Source organism: Bacillus cereus group sp. MYBK227-1 (assembly GCF_051916325.1).
In the GTDB taxonomy this organism is placed as follows: Bacteria; Bacillota; Bacilli; order Bacillales; family Bacillaceae_G; genus Bacillus_A; species Bacillus_A cereus.
Window position 1 is genome coordinate 858789 of the sequence record NZ_JBQAGK010000003.1, and the last position, 17149, is coordinate 875937.

Consider the following 17149-nt stretch of genomic DNA (forward strand, 5'->3'; position numbering starts at 1 on the left):
CGAAGGGGAGGTTGAAAACGTGAGTTCTGTAGCAAAAAAACAGGGGATGGGTGCTGTCATATGGGATTATTTAACGACAGTAGACCATAAAAAGATTGCCATTCTCTATTTAATTGCAGGTGGATTGTTTTTTGTAATAGGCGGAATAGAAGCTCTATTTATTCGCCTTCAATTAGCGATTCCTAACAACGCTTTTCTTGTTGGGGATGCTTATAATCAAGTATTAACGATGCACGGTACAACAATGATTTTCCTCGCAGCTATGCCACTCGTGTTTGCATTTATGAACGCCGCTGTACCACTTCAAATTGGTGCACGTGATGTAGCGTTCCCGTTTTTGAATTCACTCGGATTTTGGTTATTTTTCTTTGGTGGAGTATTTTTAAATTTAAGTTGGTTTTTAGGTGGAGCACCTGATGCAGGATGGACATCTTATGCATCTTTAGCTTTAGCCTCTAAAGGTCATGGTGTTGATTTCTATGTACTCGGCTTGCAAATCTCAGGTATTGGTACATTAATTGGAGGTATTAACTTCCTTGTAACCATTATTAATATGCGGGCGCCAGGAATGACGTACATGCGTATGCCGATGTTTACATGGACGACATTTGTAACATCTTCGCTTATATTATTCGCTTTTCCGCCGTTAACTGTAGGATTAGGACTTTTAATGTTAGATCGTTTATTTGGAACAAGTTTCTTTAATCCGGCATTGGGCGGGAATACAATTATATGGGAGCATTTATTCTGGATTTTCGGTCATCCAGAAGTATACATTCTTATACTCCCAGCTTTCGGAATATTCTCAGAAATCTTCGCGACATTTTCGAAAAAACGATTGTTTGGTTATTCATCGATGGTGTTTGCGACTGTATTAATTGGATTTTTAGGATTTATGGTATGGGCGCACCATATGTTTACTGTTGGACTTGGTCCAGTTGCTAATGCTATTTTCTCGGTCGCAACAATGGCGATTGCGGTTCCAACTGGTATCAAAATATTCAACTGGCTCTTTACAATGTGGGGCGGAAGTATTCGTTTTACGACACCAATGATGTGGGCAGTAGCTTTCATTCCATCATTCGTAATGGGTGGAGTTACAGGGGTTATGCTAGCATCTGCACCAGCTGATTATCAATTTCATGATAACTATTTCGTAGTAGCGCATTTTCATTATGTAATCGTTGGCGGTGTTGTATTTGGTTTACTTGCAGGAGCTCATTATTATTGGCCACTGATGTTTAATAAAGTATTAAATGAAACATTAGGAAAGATAACGTTCTGGCTATTCTTTATCGGCTTCCATTTAACGTTCTTTATTCAGCATTTCCTTGGCTTGATTGGTATGCCACGCCGTTATTACACATATCTTGAAGGGCAAGGGTTGGAAATGGGGAATATGATTAGTTCCATCGGAGCGGTGTTTATGGCTCTTGGAACGATTGTTCTTCTATTCAATGTAATTAAAACGACAGTATCAAAAGAAAAAGCTGGTCGTGATCCGTGGGATGCACGTACATTAGAATGGACAATGCCAGCACCGACACCAGAATATAACTTTAAACAATTACCATTTGTTCGCGGATTAGATCCGTTTTGGATTGAAAAACGTGAAGGTAATAAAGAGATGACAGCAGCGGAACCAGTTGGTGATATTCATATGCCAAATCCTTCGTTTTCACCATTTGTCATTTCTTTCGGATTGTTTATAGCGGCATTTGGTGCGATGTATATGCAGGGCGGAAAAGATAAGTTCTGGTTATTAGTAGCAATTATTGGTTTAATCATTACATTTGGCGCAATGTTCCTACGTTCAGTAATTGATGATCATGGGTATCATATTCATAAAGAAGATTTAGAGGATAAGGGGGGCAAGGCATAATGCATGTAGATGAAAAATTAACGAATGAAACATTTCCAGCAGAGCCTGAAAAAGCAACCCTTGAAGGGAAAAATAAGTTTGTCGGTTTTTGGTTATTTCTTGGAGGCGAAACAGTGTTGTTCGCTTCCTTATTCGGAACATATTTAGCGTTAAAGAATTCTACAAATGGTGGACCAACATCTCAAGAGATGTTCCAAATGCCACTCGTTTTCATTATGACGATGCTTTTATTAACGAGTAGCTTAACGAGTGTATATGCGATGTATCACATGAAAAACTTTAACTTTAAGAAAATGCAGCTTTGGTTACTAGTAACAGTATTGCTAGGTTTAGGGTTTTTAGGGTTTGAGATATATGAGTTTTATCATTATACACATGAATTTAAGCATACTATGAGAAGTAGTGCGTTTGGCTCTGCGTTTTATGCTCTTGTTGGTACACATGGACTCCACGTATTGTTTGGGTTATGTTGGATTCTAACATTAATCTTTAGAAATGCGAAGAGAGGTCTAAATTTATACAATGCACCGAAGTTTTATGTTGCATCGATTTATTGGCACTTTATTGACGTAGTTTGGGTGTTTATTTTCACTGTAGTATATTTAATGGGAATGGTGGGATAAACAATGGCGATAAAGCAAACGAATAATCCTAAAGTTGATCTTGTTTATCGGAAGAGAAAAAGTGCGGAGGAAATGAGGCATCAAGTTATTACGTTTGCATTAATGATTTTTTTAACATTAGTTGCATTTGTAGCGGTGGCGTATCCAAAAACTTTTAGTCCGATTTTCTCTGTACCGTTTATTTTACTATTAGCAGTGGTACAAGTAATTTTTCAATTGTATTATTTTATGCATATGAGTCATAAAGGACATGAAGCAGCAAGTTTCTTTCTTTACTCTGGTCTGCTAATAGGGTTAATTACAATTTTAGCTTTTATGACAATCGTGTGGATTTGAAAAGTGAAAAATAAGGGAGCTTGTGTTGTCACAGCTCCCTCTTCATATTATGAGATAACCTTACGAAGGTAGGTGTGAAAATGAGTAACTTGTGGATATTTGGTTTTCAGGCTTTATGGAGTCCAATCTTTTTATTATTTATGCTTTCGATTCTTATTGGGTACTTCTTAATTATTGGGCCATATAGAATGCGATTTGAAAATGCGACGAAGGTAAGTAAGAAGCAAATTTTTTATTTTACGACTGGTATTGTTCTTTTGTATTTTGTAAAGGGAGGGCCTATTGATTTAATTGGCCATATTATATTTAGTGCTCATATGTTTGAAATGGCAGTCATGTATATTGCAGTTCCACCGTTACTGTTGCTTGGTATACCAATTTGGTTATATCGTTACATTACTTCTTTTAAGTTTGTTCAAATTATATTAAAGGCATTTGCTAAACCGCTTATTGCGTTATTTGTATTTAACGGCCTGTTTTCTTTTTATCATTTACCAGTTGTTTTTGATACGGTAAAACAAAGTCAAATAGCTCATCCTATTTGTCTCGCTATATTGTTTTTTACAGCAATCATGATGTGGTGGCCGATGTTAAATCCATTACCAGAATATCAAACATTAAGTGATATAAAGAAACTTGGTTATATGTTTGCTAATGGCATATTATTAACGCCTGCTTGTGCGTTAATCATTTTTGCGACAGCCCCGTTATTTGCAACGTATACGGATCCGGCTGCTTGGATGAAAGCGATGGAACTATGTGTACCAGCGGGCACTTTATCAGATTTAAATATAACGGGACCAGAATTTTTGCACTGGATGCCAGTCGTACAAGACCAGCAAACTGGTGGTATCATAATGAAAATTGTCCAGGAAATAGTGTACGGTACAATTATAGGCTATGTATTCTTTAGATGGGCACGTAGAGAACGTGAAAAGGATAAGGAGCAGTTGCAACAATTGCCGCCGTATTTACAGACTAAGTAAAAAAAGTGTATGGGATTCCATGCGCTTTTTTTACTTAGTTTTAGCTACCTTAAAAAGATTGAATTTTCTAATTTTTTATGTTAAGTTAGTGTAGGCGTGTACTAAAAGTGGAGATAAAATTTACTACTAGCTTTCATGCGTAATAATTCCATATGTAGTGCAAGTTTTTTAGAGAGTTACAAATATATATTGTTATCTTTAATAAACACGAACTATTTTAAGGGGGAGTTTAAATGGGTAGTAGTGGAAGTATGGTAAAGCCGATTAGTGGTTTTTTGACAGCACTAATTCAATATCCAGTACCAGTAGTAGAATCGCGTGCAGACATTGATAAACAAATTCAACAAATCATAAAAACAATTCATTCGACCAAATCAGGTTACCCTGGTTTAGAATTGATAGTATTTCCTGAATATAGTACACAAGGGCTCAATACAAAAAAATGGACTACAGAAGAATTTTTATGCACAGTGCCTGGGCCAGAAACAGACTTATTTGCTGAGGCATGTAAAGAATCTAAAGTATATGGTGTTTTTTCAATAATGGAGAAAAATCCTGATGGTGGAGAGCCATATAATACAGCAGTTATTATTGATCCACAAGGTGAAATGATTTTGAAGTATCGTAAGCTAAATCCTTGGGTGCCAGTCGAGCCTTGGAAAGCTGGAGATTTAGGCTTACCTGTTTGTGATGGACCTGGAGGAAGTAAATTAGCTGTTTGTATTTGTCATGATGGCATGTTCCCTGAAGTAGCTCGTGAAGCGGCCTATAAAGGTGCAAATGTCTTAATTCGTATTTCTGGATATAGTACACAAGTTAGTGAACAATGGATGCTAACCAATCGTTCAAATGCATGGCAGAATTTAATGTATACATTGTCGGTAAACTTAGCGGGTTATGATGGCGTATTTTATTACTTTGGTGAAGGACAAGTATGTAATTTTGATGGGACTACTTTAGTACAGGGACATCGAAATCCTTGGGAGATTGTTACTGCTGAAGTATATCCAGAACTAGCAGATCAGGCTAGATTAGGATGGGGATTGGAAAATAATATATATAATCTAGGTTCAAGAGGATATGTAGCAACTCCTGGTGGGGTGAAAGAAAATCCATATACGTTTGTAAAAGATTTAGCTGAAGGTAAATATAAGGTTCCTTGGGAAGATGAGATTAAAGTAAAAGATGGATCTATTTATGGATATCCAGTAAAAAAAACGATTCATTCTTAGGGAAGGGAAATAAAACAAGCGCATCATATTGATGCGCTTGTTTTTGTTAATCAATAATTTGAAATTCTTTTAACTCTTTTTCGACATTTTGTAGGAGTTGTTCGCTTTTTTGAAGTACATTCGTTGGGAAAGTCTCATCATCACCATATTCAACGCCGTGAGGATAATAATGTTTTCCTAATAAGGGGGGAAGTAGTTTTACTTCAGCGTGTCTACTGCCAATGTCACCTTCAACAGCAACTCCTTGCACTCGTAAATAATAAACATCCTTTAATATTTCAAATTTATAATCGTATGTAACTCGCTCATAATCCCACTGTCCGGCAAGTACGAAGTGGTTGTTTTCCATGATTTCAGTTAAAAGAGTTAATTCAACGACGGCTCCATTAAATTGCGTATTTGTAAATTGCATATAATACCTCCTTTTTTAATGTTACACCATTATTTTTATAATAGTATGAATAATAAGAAAGTGCAATTCATATTGAGAGAAAAGGGATAATCCAGACTTTTTTCACAAAAATATGATATAGTGAAAAGAGTACGGTACACACAAAAAGAAAGAAAAGGATTTGTGTATATCTCAATTTTATGTTTTGTTCAGGAGGTATATCGTTTGAAGAAATTATTGCGTATCGTAATGATTACATTTTTAATTTTAGCTGTTGATTTATACGGGAAATTACTCGTTTCACAATATATATTAACCCCATCTCAATCAAAGCAAGAAAATAAAATTGTGAAAAAGAAAAAGCAAATTAAGGAAGACTCCTCAGACACTGTTTTAAATATGATTGGTGAAGACTCTGAAAACTTATTAGCGAAGTGGGGAGAACCCTCTCGAATAGAGCCATCTGCATACGGATATGAATGGTGGGTATACAACCAGGATTTAACTCAGTATGTTCAATTTGGAGTTTCTGAACGTAAAGTTGTAACGGCATACGCAGCTGGTGAACAAGTTAAGGTTCCACCTTATTATATAAATGAAAAATATGAAGAAGTATATAAAAAAAGTCCGCTTTCGCATGAAATTTCATTAAAAAGAGGGAAAAATAGTTATCAATTTGAGCTATCTGATACCGAAGTCATGGAACAACCGTTAATACCTGTAGAAGATGGATGGGCGCAATTGTATTTTGATCAATTTACACATGAGCTTATTGGTGTTCGTTATATGGATGATGAAACTTTATTACGCCAAAGACCGTATCAGCTCGTTTATTCAGGTGAATTAATAGCAGAACAACCATTGACTCCAGAAAAAATAAAACAAGTAGAAAATGGGAATATGCAACAAATTTTTGATTTAACAAATATCATTCGAAGTCGTCATAAATTACCATTATTAACATGGGATCAGGAAACAGCAGATGTTGCTGTTGGTCACAGTAAAGATATGAAAGACAATAATTATTTTTCTCATGACTCACCTACATTAGGTACACTAGGAGATCGTTTGCAGCGCGGGAAAGTAGGATTTCAACTTGCTGGTGAGAACATAGCGGCGCAACATAGTGATGGAATTGCGGCAGTGCAAGGTTGGTTAAATAGTGAGGGGCATAGAAAGAATTTATTAAATGAACAATTTACAGGATTAGGTGTTGGTGTATACGATAAATTTTATACACAAAACTTTATTCGAAAATAAAGTGAAATTGTAAGCGGTGGGGTGTTAACATCACCAAATTAGTTACTTCGTATTCACTGAATTGTAGGTGGGAATCTGACCGTATGCAAATAGCAGAAAAAAAGGTGCATGAATCGTCTAAAAATAGGCGAACCATGCGCCTTTTTTTTCTTACTATATAGTAGATATACATGGAGAGGTGAGGATTATGCCAACAACAAAAGGACCGTTACATCCATCGGTTCAACAGTTTAAAGAATTTGTAAACCATCACCCTAAAATGGTTCATGAGGTTAGAAGTGGTCATAAAACATGGCAACAATTTTATGAAGAATGGTACTTACTTGGTGAAGAAGATCCAATATGGGCAACTTATAGACCGGATGGAGCGCCTGCGTTTTCTTCGGTAAAAGAAAATAAAAAAGAAAAAGATAATCGAACTGAAGAGGAAAAAACTGCTGATGTGATGGGGCAAATGCTTTCTTTTTTTAAAAAGTTGGACGTGGAACAAATGCAGAACCATTTAGCCAATGTGACGAGTGCAATCGGGAGCGTGCAACAAGTTATTCAGCAATTTCAAGGTAACCGTACGCAGCAAGAGCAAAGTACTTCAGAAAATAACCCATTTTTCTTTCAAAAGGATTAGGGGGAAAGATGATGAGAGCAGAAATTATGGAGTTTATAAAGGCTGATGAGGATTTATCTCGCTATATTAGAGAGCAACCGTACTGGTATAGAAAATTAACACGAAATCCTGAAGAAAAAGAGGCTTTTGAGTTAGCGGCGATGCAACATTTCAAAAAAACAATACCAGATAAAGTGGAAAAGTTTCAAAATCAATTGGCCGTTGCTTCGATCATGATTGATATGTTTCAGTATATGAAGCAACAAAATGCAACCTAATTGGAAGTGAAAAATATGTCCGTCATGCAGAACTTTTGTTACAATAGAGGTTGATTATTTAAAAAGGAGTTGCAGCATGACGGAAATTTGTTTAGTACGACATGGACAAACTGATTGGAATTTTCAAGAAATTATTCAGGGGCGAGAAGATATTCCGCTTAATGAAGTTGGTAAGAAGCAAGCGAGTCAGAGTGCAGCTGCTTTACAAGAAGAAACGTGGGATATCATTATAAGTAGCCCGTTAATTAGAGCGCAAGAAACGGCTAATGAAATTGCAAAGACAGTTGGATTACAATCGATTTTATTAGATGAGCGATTTGTTGAACGGAATTTTGGAGAAGCTTCAGGGAAGCCGGTTGCGGCTGTTAGAGAGTTGATTGCTGAAGGTAAAGTAGAAGGTATGGAGCGAGATGAAGAGATTGTAGCTCGTTGCTTTGCTGCTTTAGAAGATGTTGCGACAACTCATTTTGGCAAACGTATTATTATTGTTGCTCACTCACACGCGATAAAAGCGATTTTACATGCCATTGAACCAGATGAAATTACATTTAAGACACCATTAAAAAATGCGTGTATTAGTTATGTGAAACAAAATAGTGGAAAGTGGGATGTTCTTAAATATAATATAGCGGAACATATTAATGTATAAGTGTGTACGGATATAGTGTAAAAATAGTTTCATTATATCTTTCTTTTGAGTAAGTCACTTCAATTAGTAGTTCTAATCTAAATGTGGTATGATGGATACTCGGAGGTGTCTCTCATGATTGTAGCGACGCTAGAAAGCGTATTAATATTAGATAAGGCAGAGCAGCTTGCAAAAGCGATTATCTGTTCAGATATAGCAGAAGATTATCGTAAGTATTATAGAGAATTACATGAAGATATGGAACTTCAGACGCTCATTCAGCAATTTACAGCGATGAAAGAACGGTATGAGGAAGTACAGCGTTTTGGAAAATACCATCCTGACTATACTACCGTGTCAATGAAAATGAGAGAATTAAAGCGTTCTGTGGACTTACATGATAAGGTTGCAGCTTTTAAAAGAGCAGAAACTGCTTTGCAGAAGTTATTAGACGAAGTTAGTGTAGCAATCGGTTCGGAAGTGTCTTCTTCCATTAAAGTGCCAACAGGAAATCCATTCTTTGATGCTGGTGGCTGTGGTGGAGGTTGTGGTACTGGCGGAGGTTGTGGTTGTAAAAAAACGGGGTGATGTACCCCGTTTTTTAGAAGTTGGAAGAAAACGTATACAGAGTTTGTCCTGTAATGTTATAAATTTCTGATTGGTTTTCATAGAATATAAAATATATGTTTTTAAAAGGAGAAGATGGAGAAGATTATGTTCGGGCAACGACAAAGTATGATTGTTTATTTACATTCATTGAAACATGCCAAGATTTTAAGGAAATATGGTAACATACATTACATATCAAAACGATTAAAATATGCTGTAGTATATTGTGATATGGAACAAATTGAGCATATGATGCATAAGTTGAACAAACTTCCTTTTGTGAAAAAGATAGAACAGTCGTATCGCCCGTATTTAAAAACGGAATTTGAAAATTCCCGTCCTGATCGAGCAAAAGAATACGATTATAGCTAATAGAAAAAATCCCCGGCTAAATTTAGCCGGGGATTTTTCACTTGAAATAACGTGTTATTTCATCGGAGGAATGAAATTGTTCATTCGTAAAATACCAATTAAATGATTAAAAAATAGTTCTTTTTCTGGGAAAGTTGTAGATGGTTTTACAGTAAAGGTAGCCACTTTTTTTCCGAGTTGTTCTGCCGTTTCTTCAAATAAAATGACACGTTTACTTTTTTTATTTTCAAATACAGGAATGCCTTCACGACATATGTATAATGGTTGGAAATCACCAGTAGTAGTTGGTTTTAATATTACAACAAGCGAACATACTTTTTTATCGTTTTTTATCGTTTCAAATTGTAACATATGTGCTATACGTTCTTGATTTGTTTTGGCAATTTCAAGTAATTCATATAAATCAGAGTAGCCTTCTCCAAGTTCTATAAAGCGTTGAATCATATCTTTTCCTCCTCTTTCTTTTACTGTACCATTTCACTTTTTAAATGAAAAGCACACAAAGAAAAAAAACCCTGCATAGCAGGGCCCTTCTTATACTAGCATGTACTAGTAAGAAGGCAAAGGGAGAGGAGAAACCGGAGGAAGAACTTATGGGGAAACGTAAGTCTTCTCCGCGGTTGGCAACAACATCGAAGGTGATGTTGTTATAATTATTTATGTCCAATCTAAATGAAGATATACATAATGAAATTAAATTTTATGTTGGGCTTTTTATTTTTCTTTTTTTTATTTTGTGATAGGATAAAAAAGATAAAGTGGAACTAATATACATATTGGGTTCATATTAGTGAATGATGAGATGAATACATAAAAATAACGAGAGGTTATTTGAGGCCGAGTTTTCCTATAGTTAGGTGAATGTGGTTTGTTAACGGTTACCGAAGTGGGAATGGCTTTCTATAATCGCTCGATAGATTGAAATAAAGGTAGTGACAACAGATGAGAGTAGTTTCAGGAAAATGTAAAGGACACCCGCTTAAAGCGGTTCCTGGTAATACAACACGTCCAACGACAGATAAAGTAAAAGAATCTATTTTTAATATGATAGGTCCTTATTTTGATGGTGGTATCGCCCTTGATTTATTTGGTGGTAGTGGTGGTCTTGGAATTGAGGCTTTGAGCAGAGGGATTGATAAAGCAATTTTTGTTGATCGGGATAGTAAAGCGATAAAAGTAATTCATCAAAATTTAGAAAGTTGTAGAGTACAGGAACAAGCTGAAGTATATCGAAATGATGCTGAACGTGCAGTAAAGGCGCTAATAAAACGTGAAATGTCATTCGATCTTATATTGATAGATCCTCCATATAAAGAGCAAAAAATTGTATCTTTAATTAGTATAATGGATCAACATGGATTGCTACATAGTGATGGATTAATTATGGCAGAGCATGGTAATGATGTAGTTTTACCTAATTCAATAGGAAGGCTTGTAAAAGTACGAGCTGAGAATTATGGGATTACTGCAATATCGATTTATAAGTATGAAGGTGAGGGGACAGAATGACAAGTATAGCTATTTCTTCAGGAAGTTTTGATCCAATTACCCTTGGGCATCTGGATATTATTAAAAGGGGAGCAAAAGTATTTGATGAGGTGTACGTAGTCGTTTTAAACAATTCATCAAAAAAACCATTCTTTTCAGTTGAAGAGCGATTAGAATTAATTCGAGAAGCGACAAAGGATATCCTGAATGTAAAAGTAGATTCACATAGTGGGCTATTAGTAGAGTATGCAAAAATGCGTAATGCAAATGCAATATTACGTGGTTTACGAGCAGTTTCTGATTTTGAATATGAGATGCAAATTACTTCTATGAATCGAAAATTAGATGAAAATATTGAAACATTTTTTATTATGACAAACAATCAATATTCATTTTTAAGCTCGAGTATTGTAAAAGAAGTTGCGAGGTATGGAGGAAGTGTAGTAGATCTTGTACCTCCTATTGTAGAACGTGCTTTAAAAGAAAAGTTTCAAACCCCGTTAAAGTGAACGGGGTTTTTCTTTATATGTGCGCAAAAATAATAAAATAACATATAAGTATAGACAAAATAATGTGAAAATTGGTCCATAATGTATAAAAGATGTCCAAATTTCATGTAGTATAGAAGGATGTTCGGATAAAAATACAGGAATATCTTTTGGCATAGGCGAGAAAGAACTCACTTTCTCATAAAATGGTGTCCAAAATACAAATGTAAAAATAGGGGCAAGAATACTTTGAATAATTCGTGCGAAAAAATAGGGTTTAAATCGGATATCTGTTTCAGCTAATATGCTAGCAACTTGTGCCTGAATAGAAAGACCACTAAATGCTAAAATGAAGCTTGTTACCATAGCTTGTTGTAAGAGCGGTGTTTCATTTATTTGACTAATCATTTGGCTTCCGAGTGTCATTTCGAAAATACCTGATAATATAGGTATACTAAAATCTGTACTTAGTTGGAAGAATGATAAAATATGTTGCATAATAAAAGAAAGAGCTGCTGTAATGTGAAATACAGTAATCATTTTATTTAACACAGAGAATAAAATAATAAATCCGCCAATCATAAGTAATGTTTGAATAGAAGAAACAATGGCATCCCCAAGTAATTTACCAATTGGTCTTTTTTCTTGTAAGCGTGTCTCGTGAAGGATTAAAAAAGGGTTTTGAAAGCGACGTTTTTTTGTAGTGTGTGTATTAATTTTGTAAGCGGTATTATCGCCGTAAAAACGCATAATTAATCCGACAGCAAAGTTACTGAAATAATGGGCAGCGGCTAATATAATTCCTAATTTCGGATTATTAAAAAAACCGATAGACACAGCACCGAAAATAAAAAGTGGATTAGAAGAATTTGTGAAAGAAACGAGGCGCTCTGCTTCAATCTGAGTTAAAAGATTGCTTTTTCGTAGTCTAGCGCTTAATTTGGCGCCTGCAGGGAAACCAGAAGCCATTCCCATCGCCCAAACAAATCCGCCTATCCCTGGAACGCGAAAAAGTGGGCGCATGAGTGGTTCTAATATAACGCCAATAAATTTTACAACACCGATACTAATTAGAAGTTCCGCAATGATGAAAAACGGTAGTAGTGAAGGGAATACAACTTCCCACCATATATTTAACCCGCGAATAGAAGCTTGCAAAGCGGCTTGGGGGTGGAGTACAAGAGAAAAGGTTAAAAATAGCGTTGATATGGTAAGGAAAGCGGTTTTCCATTTTTCATACATGTAAGTAAATCCCCCTTTGTCCCAAAAAACGTTCATTTCAGTATACGTGGATACGTAGTGAATTTAGACCATAAGTATGAAAAAGGAATGAAAAAAATTAAAGGGTGAGAAAAATGAAAGAACCAAAGATTGGTTTAGCACTTGGGTCTGGAGGAGCGAAAGGGTTTGCTCATATTGGTGTAATAAAGGTTTTAAGGGAAGCGGGTATCCCTATTCACATGATTGCAGGAAGTAGTATGGGGGCGCTAATAGGTACGTTTTATGCGGCAAGTAGTAACGTTGAAAGATTGTATAAATTAGCATCTGTTTTTAAGCGGAAGTATTATTTAGATTTCACGGTACCGAAAATGGGATTTATTGCTGGAAAACGTGTCAAAGATATGATTAAAATGTTTACATATAATAAAAATTTAGAAGAGTTAGATATCCCGACGGCTGTTGTGGCTACTGACATATTGAAGGGGGAAAAAGTGGTTTTTACAAGTGGGCCAGTTGCAGATGCGGTGAGGGCTAGCATATCTGTTCCTGGAGTGTTTGTACCAGAAAAAATAGATGGAAGATTATTAGTGGATGGTGGAGTCATTGATCGCATCCCAGTATCGGTTGTGAAAGAGTTAGGGGCCGATATTGTTATCGCTGTTGATGTATCTCCAATTAAGGTAAATGGCGATGTTACGTCCATTTATGACGTAATCATGCAAAGTATTGAAATTATGCAGCATGAGCTTGTAATGAATCGGCAAATTGCATCGGATTTAATGATGCGACCAGCTGTAGAGCAATTTAGTTCACGTGCTTTTACAAACATTGAAGACATTATTCGAGTTGGAGAAGTAGAAGCAGAAAAACATATTTCAAATATTTATTTATTAATTGAGCAGTGGAAGGAGAAACATAATGTTTAAGCGTTTTCGGTTTATATATGCAATCTTAATAGGGGTTATATTGGCGATGTTACTTGTTTACGTACGTTTACCGTATTATATAACAAAACCAGGAATGGCTGCCAAATTAGAGCCTTATGTTCAAGTTGAGGGTGGAACGAAAGAATCTGGTGATTTTATGCTTGTTACGGTTTCAATGGGACCAGCAAATGTGGTGAATTTAATAGCGGCACAGTTTAATAAATATACACATATTTCGAAAGCGGAAGAAATATTGCAAAAAGGTGAGAGTGATGAAGAATATCAATTTCGCCAAAATTATGCGATGAAAGATTCACAAAATGCAGCGATTTATAATGCATATAAACGTGCAAATCGCTCAGTATCTTTTGAAAATAAAGGTGTATTAGTTGCTGGTGTGGCAAAAGGAATGCCGTCAGAAGGAAAGCTTAAGCTTGGTGATGTTATTATAGCTGTTGACGGAAAAACATTTGAAAAGACGGAGCAATTTATTGAATATATGACAGGGAAAAAAGAAAATGATGCTGTAAGTATTGAGTACATGAGAAATGGAAAACAATTGAAAGAGAATTTAAATGTAAAGACGATTCCTAATGGGAATGGACGTGTCGGTATAGGTGTTTCTATCGTTACGGAAAGAGAACTAGTGGTCGATCCGAAAGTGAAAATTAATTCTAATGAAATTGGTGGACCATCCGCAGGTTTAATGTTCACATTAGAAATATATAATCAACTTGTGGAAGAAGACTTAACGAAAGGACATGAAATAGCTGGAACAGGTACAATTAATGAAAAAGGAGAAGTGGGCCCGATTGGTGGTATAAATCAAAAAGTGGTGGCTGCTAGCGATGCTGGGGCTGAAGTGTTCTTTGCGCCAAATGAAAAAGGTGCGGAGAAATCGAACTATAAAGATGCACTTGAGACTGCAAAGGATATTAAAACAAAAATGAAAATTGTACCAGTGGATACGCTGGATGATGCGTTAACATATTTAGAAAAGATGGATAAGGAAAAAACCTCTCTGAAATAGAGAGGTTTTTTATAGGAATTTTGTAGTTGTTTCATCATAGCGAATAGGATGGTGTGTTATATCCTGTTTTAATAGTTGTGTGCGTAACGGTTCGTGCATGATGGAGAAATATACAGAGTTTGCTTTTTTCTCTATATCTAAAGCGGCATGGTCGAATGTTTTTGTATGAGTAAGGATTGGAAGTTCGATTTTTTTCTTATTTTTTGAAAGGTAAGTTTGTCCTTTTTGTGACATGCCTAGCAGGCGAATATATGGTGCGTGTTGTTCTATATTTGCGCTACGTATATCCTCTTTTGTTGTGTTTGTTAAAATGTGTGTACAAGCTCTTTGTAATCTAGTCCATGTATAACGTTTTGTTTTTAATGCTTCCATGAATGAATAGAAGGAGGAACTGTTTTGTATTTTTGATAAAATACGATGCTCTAAACCTTCTTCTATTTCATATATATGTCGTAAGTCCCCTGGAGACATCGTCATGAGTCTATATTTAAAAAATGAAAAGTATTGTTCCCAATTATGTAATATCCCGTAGTTTTGTTTGTAATTTGCTAAAAGCGAAGTGGTTGCCTGTGGGAGAAAAGGTTCAATTGTTGTAAATGATCCTTCTTCGCTAAAGAGTTGTTTTCGGATGCTTGTCGCGCTTGCAATATGTTGGTCATTAAATGTTTCATCATGATAATGAGAGGCAAATCTTTTTATAGTTTGAGCTTGTATAGAGCTATTTTGTGACAGAATTGCTTTCATATATTGGAAGCCTAAAATATTATTTGGTTGTGACATATCTATGTTTTTTTCAGATGTTAAAATGTGTGAGAAAGCATCCGATGTTGCTTTTGCATAACTATTACCAGCGTCCATGAATTGTTTTACAAGGCAGTTAAAAGTCTCTTCTTCGTTTTTTTGTATGGAGATGGTATTATAAAAATTTTCGATTTGTCCATCCTCACTACCGAAACAAATTTCGGAAACACGTAGGGCATTTAAAATGGAAATAGCACCATTTGCGAAGGTTTCAGCCTTTTGTGTTGCAAAGACGTATGGAAGCTCTACAACAAGGTCTACGCCGTTTGCTAAGGCCATTTTAGTGCGATACCATTTGGAAATGAGTGCGGGCTCACCACGCTGTAAAAAAGGACCACTCATAACGGCAATTATTATATCGGATTGTGTTAACTTTTTTGTCTGTTGCACATGATAAAGATGACCGTTATGAAAAGGGTTATATTCAACAACAATACCACCAGCTTTTATGGTAATCTCTCCTTTCGATGTAGCATCTTTTTGAAAAACGTGATACTCTATATATTATTTACTATGATGACTTCATTATAGTGTAAAGAAAAAACATTGACAAATATAAAATGGCTAGCTATAATTTTGTTTGTTGCCTTGAGGTGATATGATATGAAATGGTCCATCCATCAATTGAATAAATTGAGAAATAAAGGATTGACATTGGATGAGATGGTAGATGTAAGTGAGCTAAAAGAGGTCGAGAAAGATATTCGTGAAATTAATCCTGTTCATGTAACGGGAAGAGTTGATTTTGGCTCCGGTAAGTTTACGTTTCATCTACATATAACTGGAAGCATGGTTTTACCATGTTCTCGCTCTTTAGTAGATGTGACATTACCATTTGACATTAAAACAACTGAGGTGTTCCAAACTTCACAAGAAGAATTTGAAACTGAAGCTGAAATTCATTCTTTAGAAGGAGAAGTACTTGACTTACTGCCCGTAATCAAGGAAAATATACTTTTGGAGATTCCAATGCAAATTTTCAGTGATGATGTTTCTGGTGGAGCACCGACGCAAGGTCAAGACTGGCAAGTGATTTCGGAAGAAGACAAAGAAAAGACTGTTGATCCAAGATTGGCAGGACTTGCAAAGTTTTTTGACAAATAATCGGAAGACTGGTTCAGGCCTTCATATGAAAATAACTATTTCTTTTAAGGAGGTGGGAAGAATGGCTGTACCTTTTAGAAGAACTTCTAAAACAGTAAAAAGAAAGCGTCGTACGCATTTCAAATTATCAGTACCTGGTATGGTAGAGTGCCCAAGCTGTGGTGAAGCGAAATTAGCTCACCGTGTATGTAAAGCATGCGGTACTTACAAAGGTAAAGAAGTAATCAGCAAGTAATTGCGGGAAAATAAACGCAGAAGATATCTTCTGCGTTTATTTTTTTTGTCTTAATCTTTAGTTGTTGTATTCTATCTTTTCTAGTAACTGCATATGCTTAATAAAAAATGCATAGGGAGGACTAGAGAGATGGCGACAACAAGACAAGATGCTTGGACTGATGATGAAGATTTGCTTCTGGCAGAAGTAGTACTCCGGCATATTCGAGAAGGTGGAACACAACTTTCTGCCTTTAAGGAAGTGGGAAAAAATTTATCTCGTACACCAGCAGCATGTGGGTTTAGATGGAATTCTTACGTAAGAAAGCAATATAAAGAACGTATTGAGGAAGCAAAGCAACTTCGTAAAGTAGAACATTATGAAGTGAAAGAGACAAAGGTGTTAGAACCTACGTCAATTACGTTGAATGATGTTATTGATTTCTTGCAAAATTATAAAGATGAAAACTCTTTAACGGTGTTGCAACAACAAGTTGAATCATTACAAACAGAAAGAGAGCGCCTTCTGGAGCGATTATCAGTATATGAAGAAGAGTATAGAACATTACTTGATTATATCGATCAAAAAAGAAGTGTAATGGTAGCGGAAAGAAACAATGCTCGCTCGAATGAGAAGTTAGAGAAGCTTAAGAAATAAAAAACAGCTGTTATACAGC

At 35.7% G+C, this 17149-nt stretch carries 22 protein-coding genes; 18 read left to right on the top strand and 4 right to left on the bottom strand.

Features of this window, described 5'->3' with window-relative positions; genetic code table 11:
* The first annotated feature begins 46 nt into the window (after positions 1-46).
* The 5 genes from ctaD (at position 47) to ACTFRM_RS17890 (ending at position 5059) form a co-directional block, all read left to right on the top strand.
* Complete coding sequence (gene ctaD, locus ACTFRM_RS17870) at positions 47-1882, top strand: cytochrome c oxidase subunit I (protein ID WP_153579316.1); 1836 nt, start codon at positions 47-49, stop codon at positions 1880-1882.
* Positions 1882-2505 (top strand): cytochrome c oxidase subunit III, encoded by a 624-nt coding sequence (gene ctaE, locus ACTFRM_RS17875; protein ID WP_000557861.1) that lies wholly within the window; start codon positions 1882-1884, stop codon positions 2503-2505. The genes ctaD and ctaE overlap by 1 nt, the downstream gene beginning before the upstream one ends.
* A gap of 3 nt (positions 2506-2508) precedes the next feature.
* Complete coding sequence (gene ctaF, locus ACTFRM_RS17880) at positions 2509-2841, top strand: cytochrome c oxidase subunit IVB (protein WP_000985706.1); 333 nt, start codon at positions 2509-2511, stop codon at positions 2839-2841.
* Positions 2842-2921: 80 nt separating this feature from the next.
* Positions 2922-3827 carry a cytochrome c oxidase assembly factor CtaG gene (gene ctaG / locus ACTFRM_RS17885; RefSeq protein WP_000069023.1) on the top strand — a complete coding sequence of 302 codons (906 nt, stop codon included), beginning with the start codon at positions 2922-2924 and terminating at the stop codon, positions 3825-3827.
* Between the two features lie 233 nt (positions 3828-4060).
* Positions 4061-5059 carry a formamidase gene (locus tag ACTFRM_RS17890; RefSeq protein WP_000535802.1) on the top strand — a complete coding sequence of 333 codons (999 nt, stop codon included), beginning with the start codon at positions 4061-4063 and terminating at the stop codon, positions 5057-5059.
* A 46-nt stretch (positions 5060-5105) separates the two neighbouring features.
* Here the strand turns inward: ACTFRM_RS17890 and ACTFRM_RS17895 are convergent, their stop codons facing one another.
* Positions 5106-5471: a YugN family protein gene (locus ACTFRM_RS17895; protein WP_001160952.1), complete on the bottom strand. Its 366-nt coding sequence runs from the start codon at positions 5469-5471 to the stop codon at positions 5106-5108.
* Positions 5472-5675: 204 nt separating this feature from the next.
* Between ACTFRM_RS17895 and ACTFRM_RS17900 the strand changes: the two genes are divergently transcribed.
* The 6 genes from ACTFRM_RS17900 to ACTFRM_RS17925 all read left to right on the top strand — a co-directional run bounded on the left by ACTFRM_RS17900 (position 5676) and on the right by ACTFRM_RS17925 (position 9201).
* Entirely contained in the window at positions 5676-6710 is a 1035-nt protein-coding gene (locus ACTFRM_RS17900; RefSeq protein ID WP_000735375.1) for a CAP domain-containing protein, read from the top strand.
* Positions 6711-6897: 187 nt separating this feature from the next.
* Entirely contained in the window at positions 6898-7335 is a 438-nt protein-coding gene (locus ACTFRM_RS17905) for a YlbD family protein (protein ID WP_001143346.1), read from the top strand.
* An 11-nt stretch (positions 7336-7346) separates the two neighbouring features.
* The gene (locus ACTFRM_RS17910) at positions 7347-7592 is read left to right on the top strand and encodes a YlbE-like family protein (protein ID WP_001200990.1); all 246 of its coding nucleotides are present in this window, start codon (positions 7347-7349) and stop codon (positions 7590-7592) included.
* A gap of 76 nt (positions 7593-7668) precedes the next feature.
* Positions 7669-8241, top strand: coding sequence for a histidine phosphatase family protein (locus tag ACTFRM_RS17915; RefSeq protein WP_000134946.1), 573 nt, complete (start codon positions 7669-7671; stop codon positions 8239-8241).
* A 114-nt stretch (positions 8242-8355) separates the two neighbouring features.
* On the top strand, positions 8356-8808 hold the full coding sequence (locus ACTFRM_RS17920) for a YlbF family regulator (RefSeq protein WP_000634366.1): 453 nt from the start codon (positions 8356-8358) through the stop codon (positions 8806-8808).
* Positions 8809-8934: 126 nt separating this feature from the next.
* A complete protein-coding gene (locus tag ACTFRM_RS17925; protein ID WP_002082261.1) occupies positions 8935-9201 on the top strand; it encodes a YlbG family protein in 267 nt (88 codons plus the stop codon).
* A gap of 54 nt (positions 9202-9255) precedes the next feature.
* Here the strand turns inward: ACTFRM_RS17925 and ACTFRM_RS17930 are convergent, their stop codons facing one another.
* Positions 9256-9645 (bottom strand): DUF7147 family protein, encoded by a 390-nt coding sequence (locus ACTFRM_RS17930; RefSeq protein WP_000616017.1) that lies wholly within the window; start codon positions 9643-9645, stop codon positions 9256-9258.
* 498 nt (positions 9646-10143) lie between these two features.
* On the opposite strand from ACTFRM_RS17930, the gene rsmD reads away from it, so the two are divergent.
* A complete protein-coding gene (gene rsmD / locus ACTFRM_RS17935; protein ID WP_001266978.1) occupies positions 10144-10710 on the top strand; it encodes a 16S rRNA (guanine(966)-N(2))-methyltransferase RsmD in 567 nt (188 codons plus the stop codon).
* On the top strand, positions 10707-11198 hold the full coding sequence (gene coaD / locus ACTFRM_RS17940; RefSeq protein ID WP_173600354.1) for a pantetheine-phosphate adenylyltransferase: 492 nt from the start codon (positions 10707-10709) through the stop codon (positions 11196-11198). The genes rsmD and coaD overlap by 4 nt, the downstream gene beginning before the upstream one ends.
* Here the strand turns inward: coaD and ylbJ are convergent.
* Positions 11190-12419: a sporulation integral membrane protein YlbJ gene (ylbJ, locus tag ACTFRM_RS17945; protein ID WP_000273082.1), complete on the bottom strand. Its 1230-nt coding sequence runs from the start codon at positions 12417-12419 to the stop codon at positions 11190-11192. The genes coaD and ylbJ overlap by 9 nt on opposite strands.
* A 113-nt stretch (positions 12420-12532) precedes the next feature.
* Between ylbJ and ACTFRM_RS17950 the strand changes: the two genes are divergently transcribed.
* A complete protein-coding gene (locus ACTFRM_RS17950; protein WP_000662588.1) occupies positions 12533-13324 on the top strand; it encodes a patatin-like phospholipase family protein in 792 nt (263 codons plus the stop codon).
* Positions 13317-14354, top strand: a complete 1038-nt coding sequence (locus ACTFRM_RS17955; protein ID WP_000476281.1) for a SepM family pheromone-processing serine protease — start codon at positions 13317-13319, stop codon at positions 14352-14354. The genes ACTFRM_RS17950 and ACTFRM_RS17955 overlap by 8 nt, the downstream gene beginning before the upstream one ends.
* A gap of 9 nt (positions 14355-14363) precedes the next feature.
* Here the strand turns inward: ACTFRM_RS17955 and ACTFRM_RS17960 are convergent, their stop codons facing one another.
* Positions 14364-15545 carry a nucleotidyltransferase gene (locus ACTFRM_RS17960; protein WP_002182932.1) on the bottom strand — a complete coding sequence of 394 codons (1182 nt, stop codon included), beginning with the start codon at positions 15543-15545 and terminating at the stop codon, positions 14364-14366.
* A gap of 213 nt (positions 15546-15758) precedes the next feature.
* Between ACTFRM_RS17960 and ACTFRM_RS17965 the strand changes: the two genes are divergently transcribed.
* The 3 genes from ACTFRM_RS17965 to ACTFRM_RS17975 all read left to right on the top strand — a co-directional run bounded on the left by ACTFRM_RS17965 (position 15759) and on the right by ACTFRM_RS17975 (position 17130).
* A complete protein-coding gene (locus ACTFRM_RS17965) occupies positions 15759-16259 on the top strand; it encodes a YceD family protein (protein ID WP_000872149.1) in 501 nt (166 codons plus the stop codon).
* A gap of 61 nt (positions 16260-16320) precedes the next feature.
* A complete protein-coding gene (rpmF, locus tag ACTFRM_RS17970) occupies positions 16321-16494 on the top strand; it encodes a 50S ribosomal protein L32 (RefSeq protein ID WP_001984764.1) in 174 nt (57 codons plus the stop codon).
* A 129-nt stretch (positions 16495-16623) separates the two neighbouring features.
* Positions 16624-17130: an RsfA family transcriptional regulator gene (locus ACTFRM_RS17975; RefSeq protein WP_000246467.1), complete on the top strand. Its 507-nt coding sequence runs from the start codon at positions 16624-16626 to the stop codon at positions 17128-17130.
* Positions 17131-17149: the final 19 nt, after the last annotated feature.

Excerpts from the sequence above, each read along its gene's own strand:
- rpmF (WP_001984764.1), top strand. The coding sequence starts at position 16,321 with ATGGCTGTACCTTTTAGAAGAACTTCTAAAACAGTAAAAAGAAAGCGT.
- ACTFRM_RS17950 (WP_000662588.1), top strand. The coding sequence starts at position 12,533 with ATGAAAGAACCAAAGATTGGTTTAGCACTTGGGTCTGGAGGAGCGAAA.
- ACTFRM_RS17910 (WP_001200990.1), top strand. The coding sequence starts at position 7,347 with ATGAGAGCAGAAATTATGGAGTTTATAAAGGCTGATGAGGATTTATCT.
- ctaE (WP_000557861.1), top strand. The coding sequence starts at position 1,882 with ATGCATGTAGATGAAAAATTAACGAATGAAACATTTCCAGCAGAGCCT.
- coaD (WP_173600354.1), top strand. The coding sequence starts at position 10,707 with ATGACAAGTATAGCTATTTCTTCAGGAAGTTTTGATCCAATTACCCTT.
- ctaG (WP_000069023.1), top strand. The coding sequence starts at position 2,922 with ATGAGTAACTTGTGGATATTTGGTTTTCAGGCTTTATGGAGTCCAATC.
- ctaD (WP_153579316.1), top strand. The coding sequence starts at position 47 with ATGGGTGCTGTCATATGGGATTATTTAACGACAGTAGACCATAAAAAG.
- ACTFRM_RS17915 (WP_000134946.1), top strand. The coding sequence starts at position 7,669 with ATGACGGAAATTTGTTTAGTACGACATGGACAAACTGATTGGAATTTT.
- ACTFRM_RS17920 (WP_000634366.1), top strand. The coding sequence starts at position 8,356 with ATGATTGTAGCGACGCTAGAAAGCGTATTAATATTAGATAAGGCAGAG.
- ACTFRM_RS17965 (WP_000872149.1), top strand. The coding sequence starts at position 15,759 with ATGAAATGGTCCATCCATCAATTGAATAAATTGAGAAATAAAGGATTG.
- ACTFRM_RS17930 (WP_000616017.1), bottom strand. The coding sequence starts at position 9,645 with ATGATTCAACGCTTTATAGAACTTGGAGAAGGCTACTCTGATTTATAT.
- ACTFRM_RS17975 (WP_000246467.1), top strand. The coding sequence starts at position 16,624 with ATGGCGACAACAAGACAAGATGCTTGGACTGATGATGAAGATTTGCTT.
- ylbJ (WP_000273082.1), bottom strand. The coding sequence starts at position 12,419 with ATGTATGAAAAATGGAAAACCGCTTTCCTTACCATATCAACGCTATTT.
- ACTFRM_RS17925 (WP_002082261.1), top strand. The coding sequence starts at position 8,935 with ATGTTCGGGCAACGACAAAGTATGATTGTTTATTTACATTCATTGAAA.
- rsmD (WP_001266978.1), top strand. The coding sequence starts at position 10,144 with ATGAGAGTAGTTTCAGGAAAATGTAAAGGACACCCGCTTAAAGCGGTT.
- ctaF (WP_000985706.1), top strand. The coding sequence starts at position 2,509 with ATGGCGATAAAGCAAACGAATAATCCTAAAGTTGATCTTGTTTATCGG.
- ACTFRM_RS17905 (WP_001143346.1), top strand. The coding sequence starts at position 6,898 with ATGCCAACAACAAAAGGACCGTTACATCCATCGGTTCAACAGTTTAAA.
- ACTFRM_RS17955 (WP_000476281.1), top strand. The coding sequence starts at position 13,317 with ATGTTTAAGCGTTTTCGGTTTATATATGCAATCTTAATAGGGGTTATA.
- ACTFRM_RS17890 (WP_000535802.1), top strand. The coding sequence starts at position 4,061 with ATGGGTAGTAGTGGAAGTATGGTAAAGCCGATTAGTGGTTTTTTGACA.
- ACTFRM_RS17895 (WP_001160952.1), bottom strand. The coding sequence starts at position 5,471 with ATGCAATTTACAAATACGCAATTTAATGGAGCCGTCGTTGAATTAACT.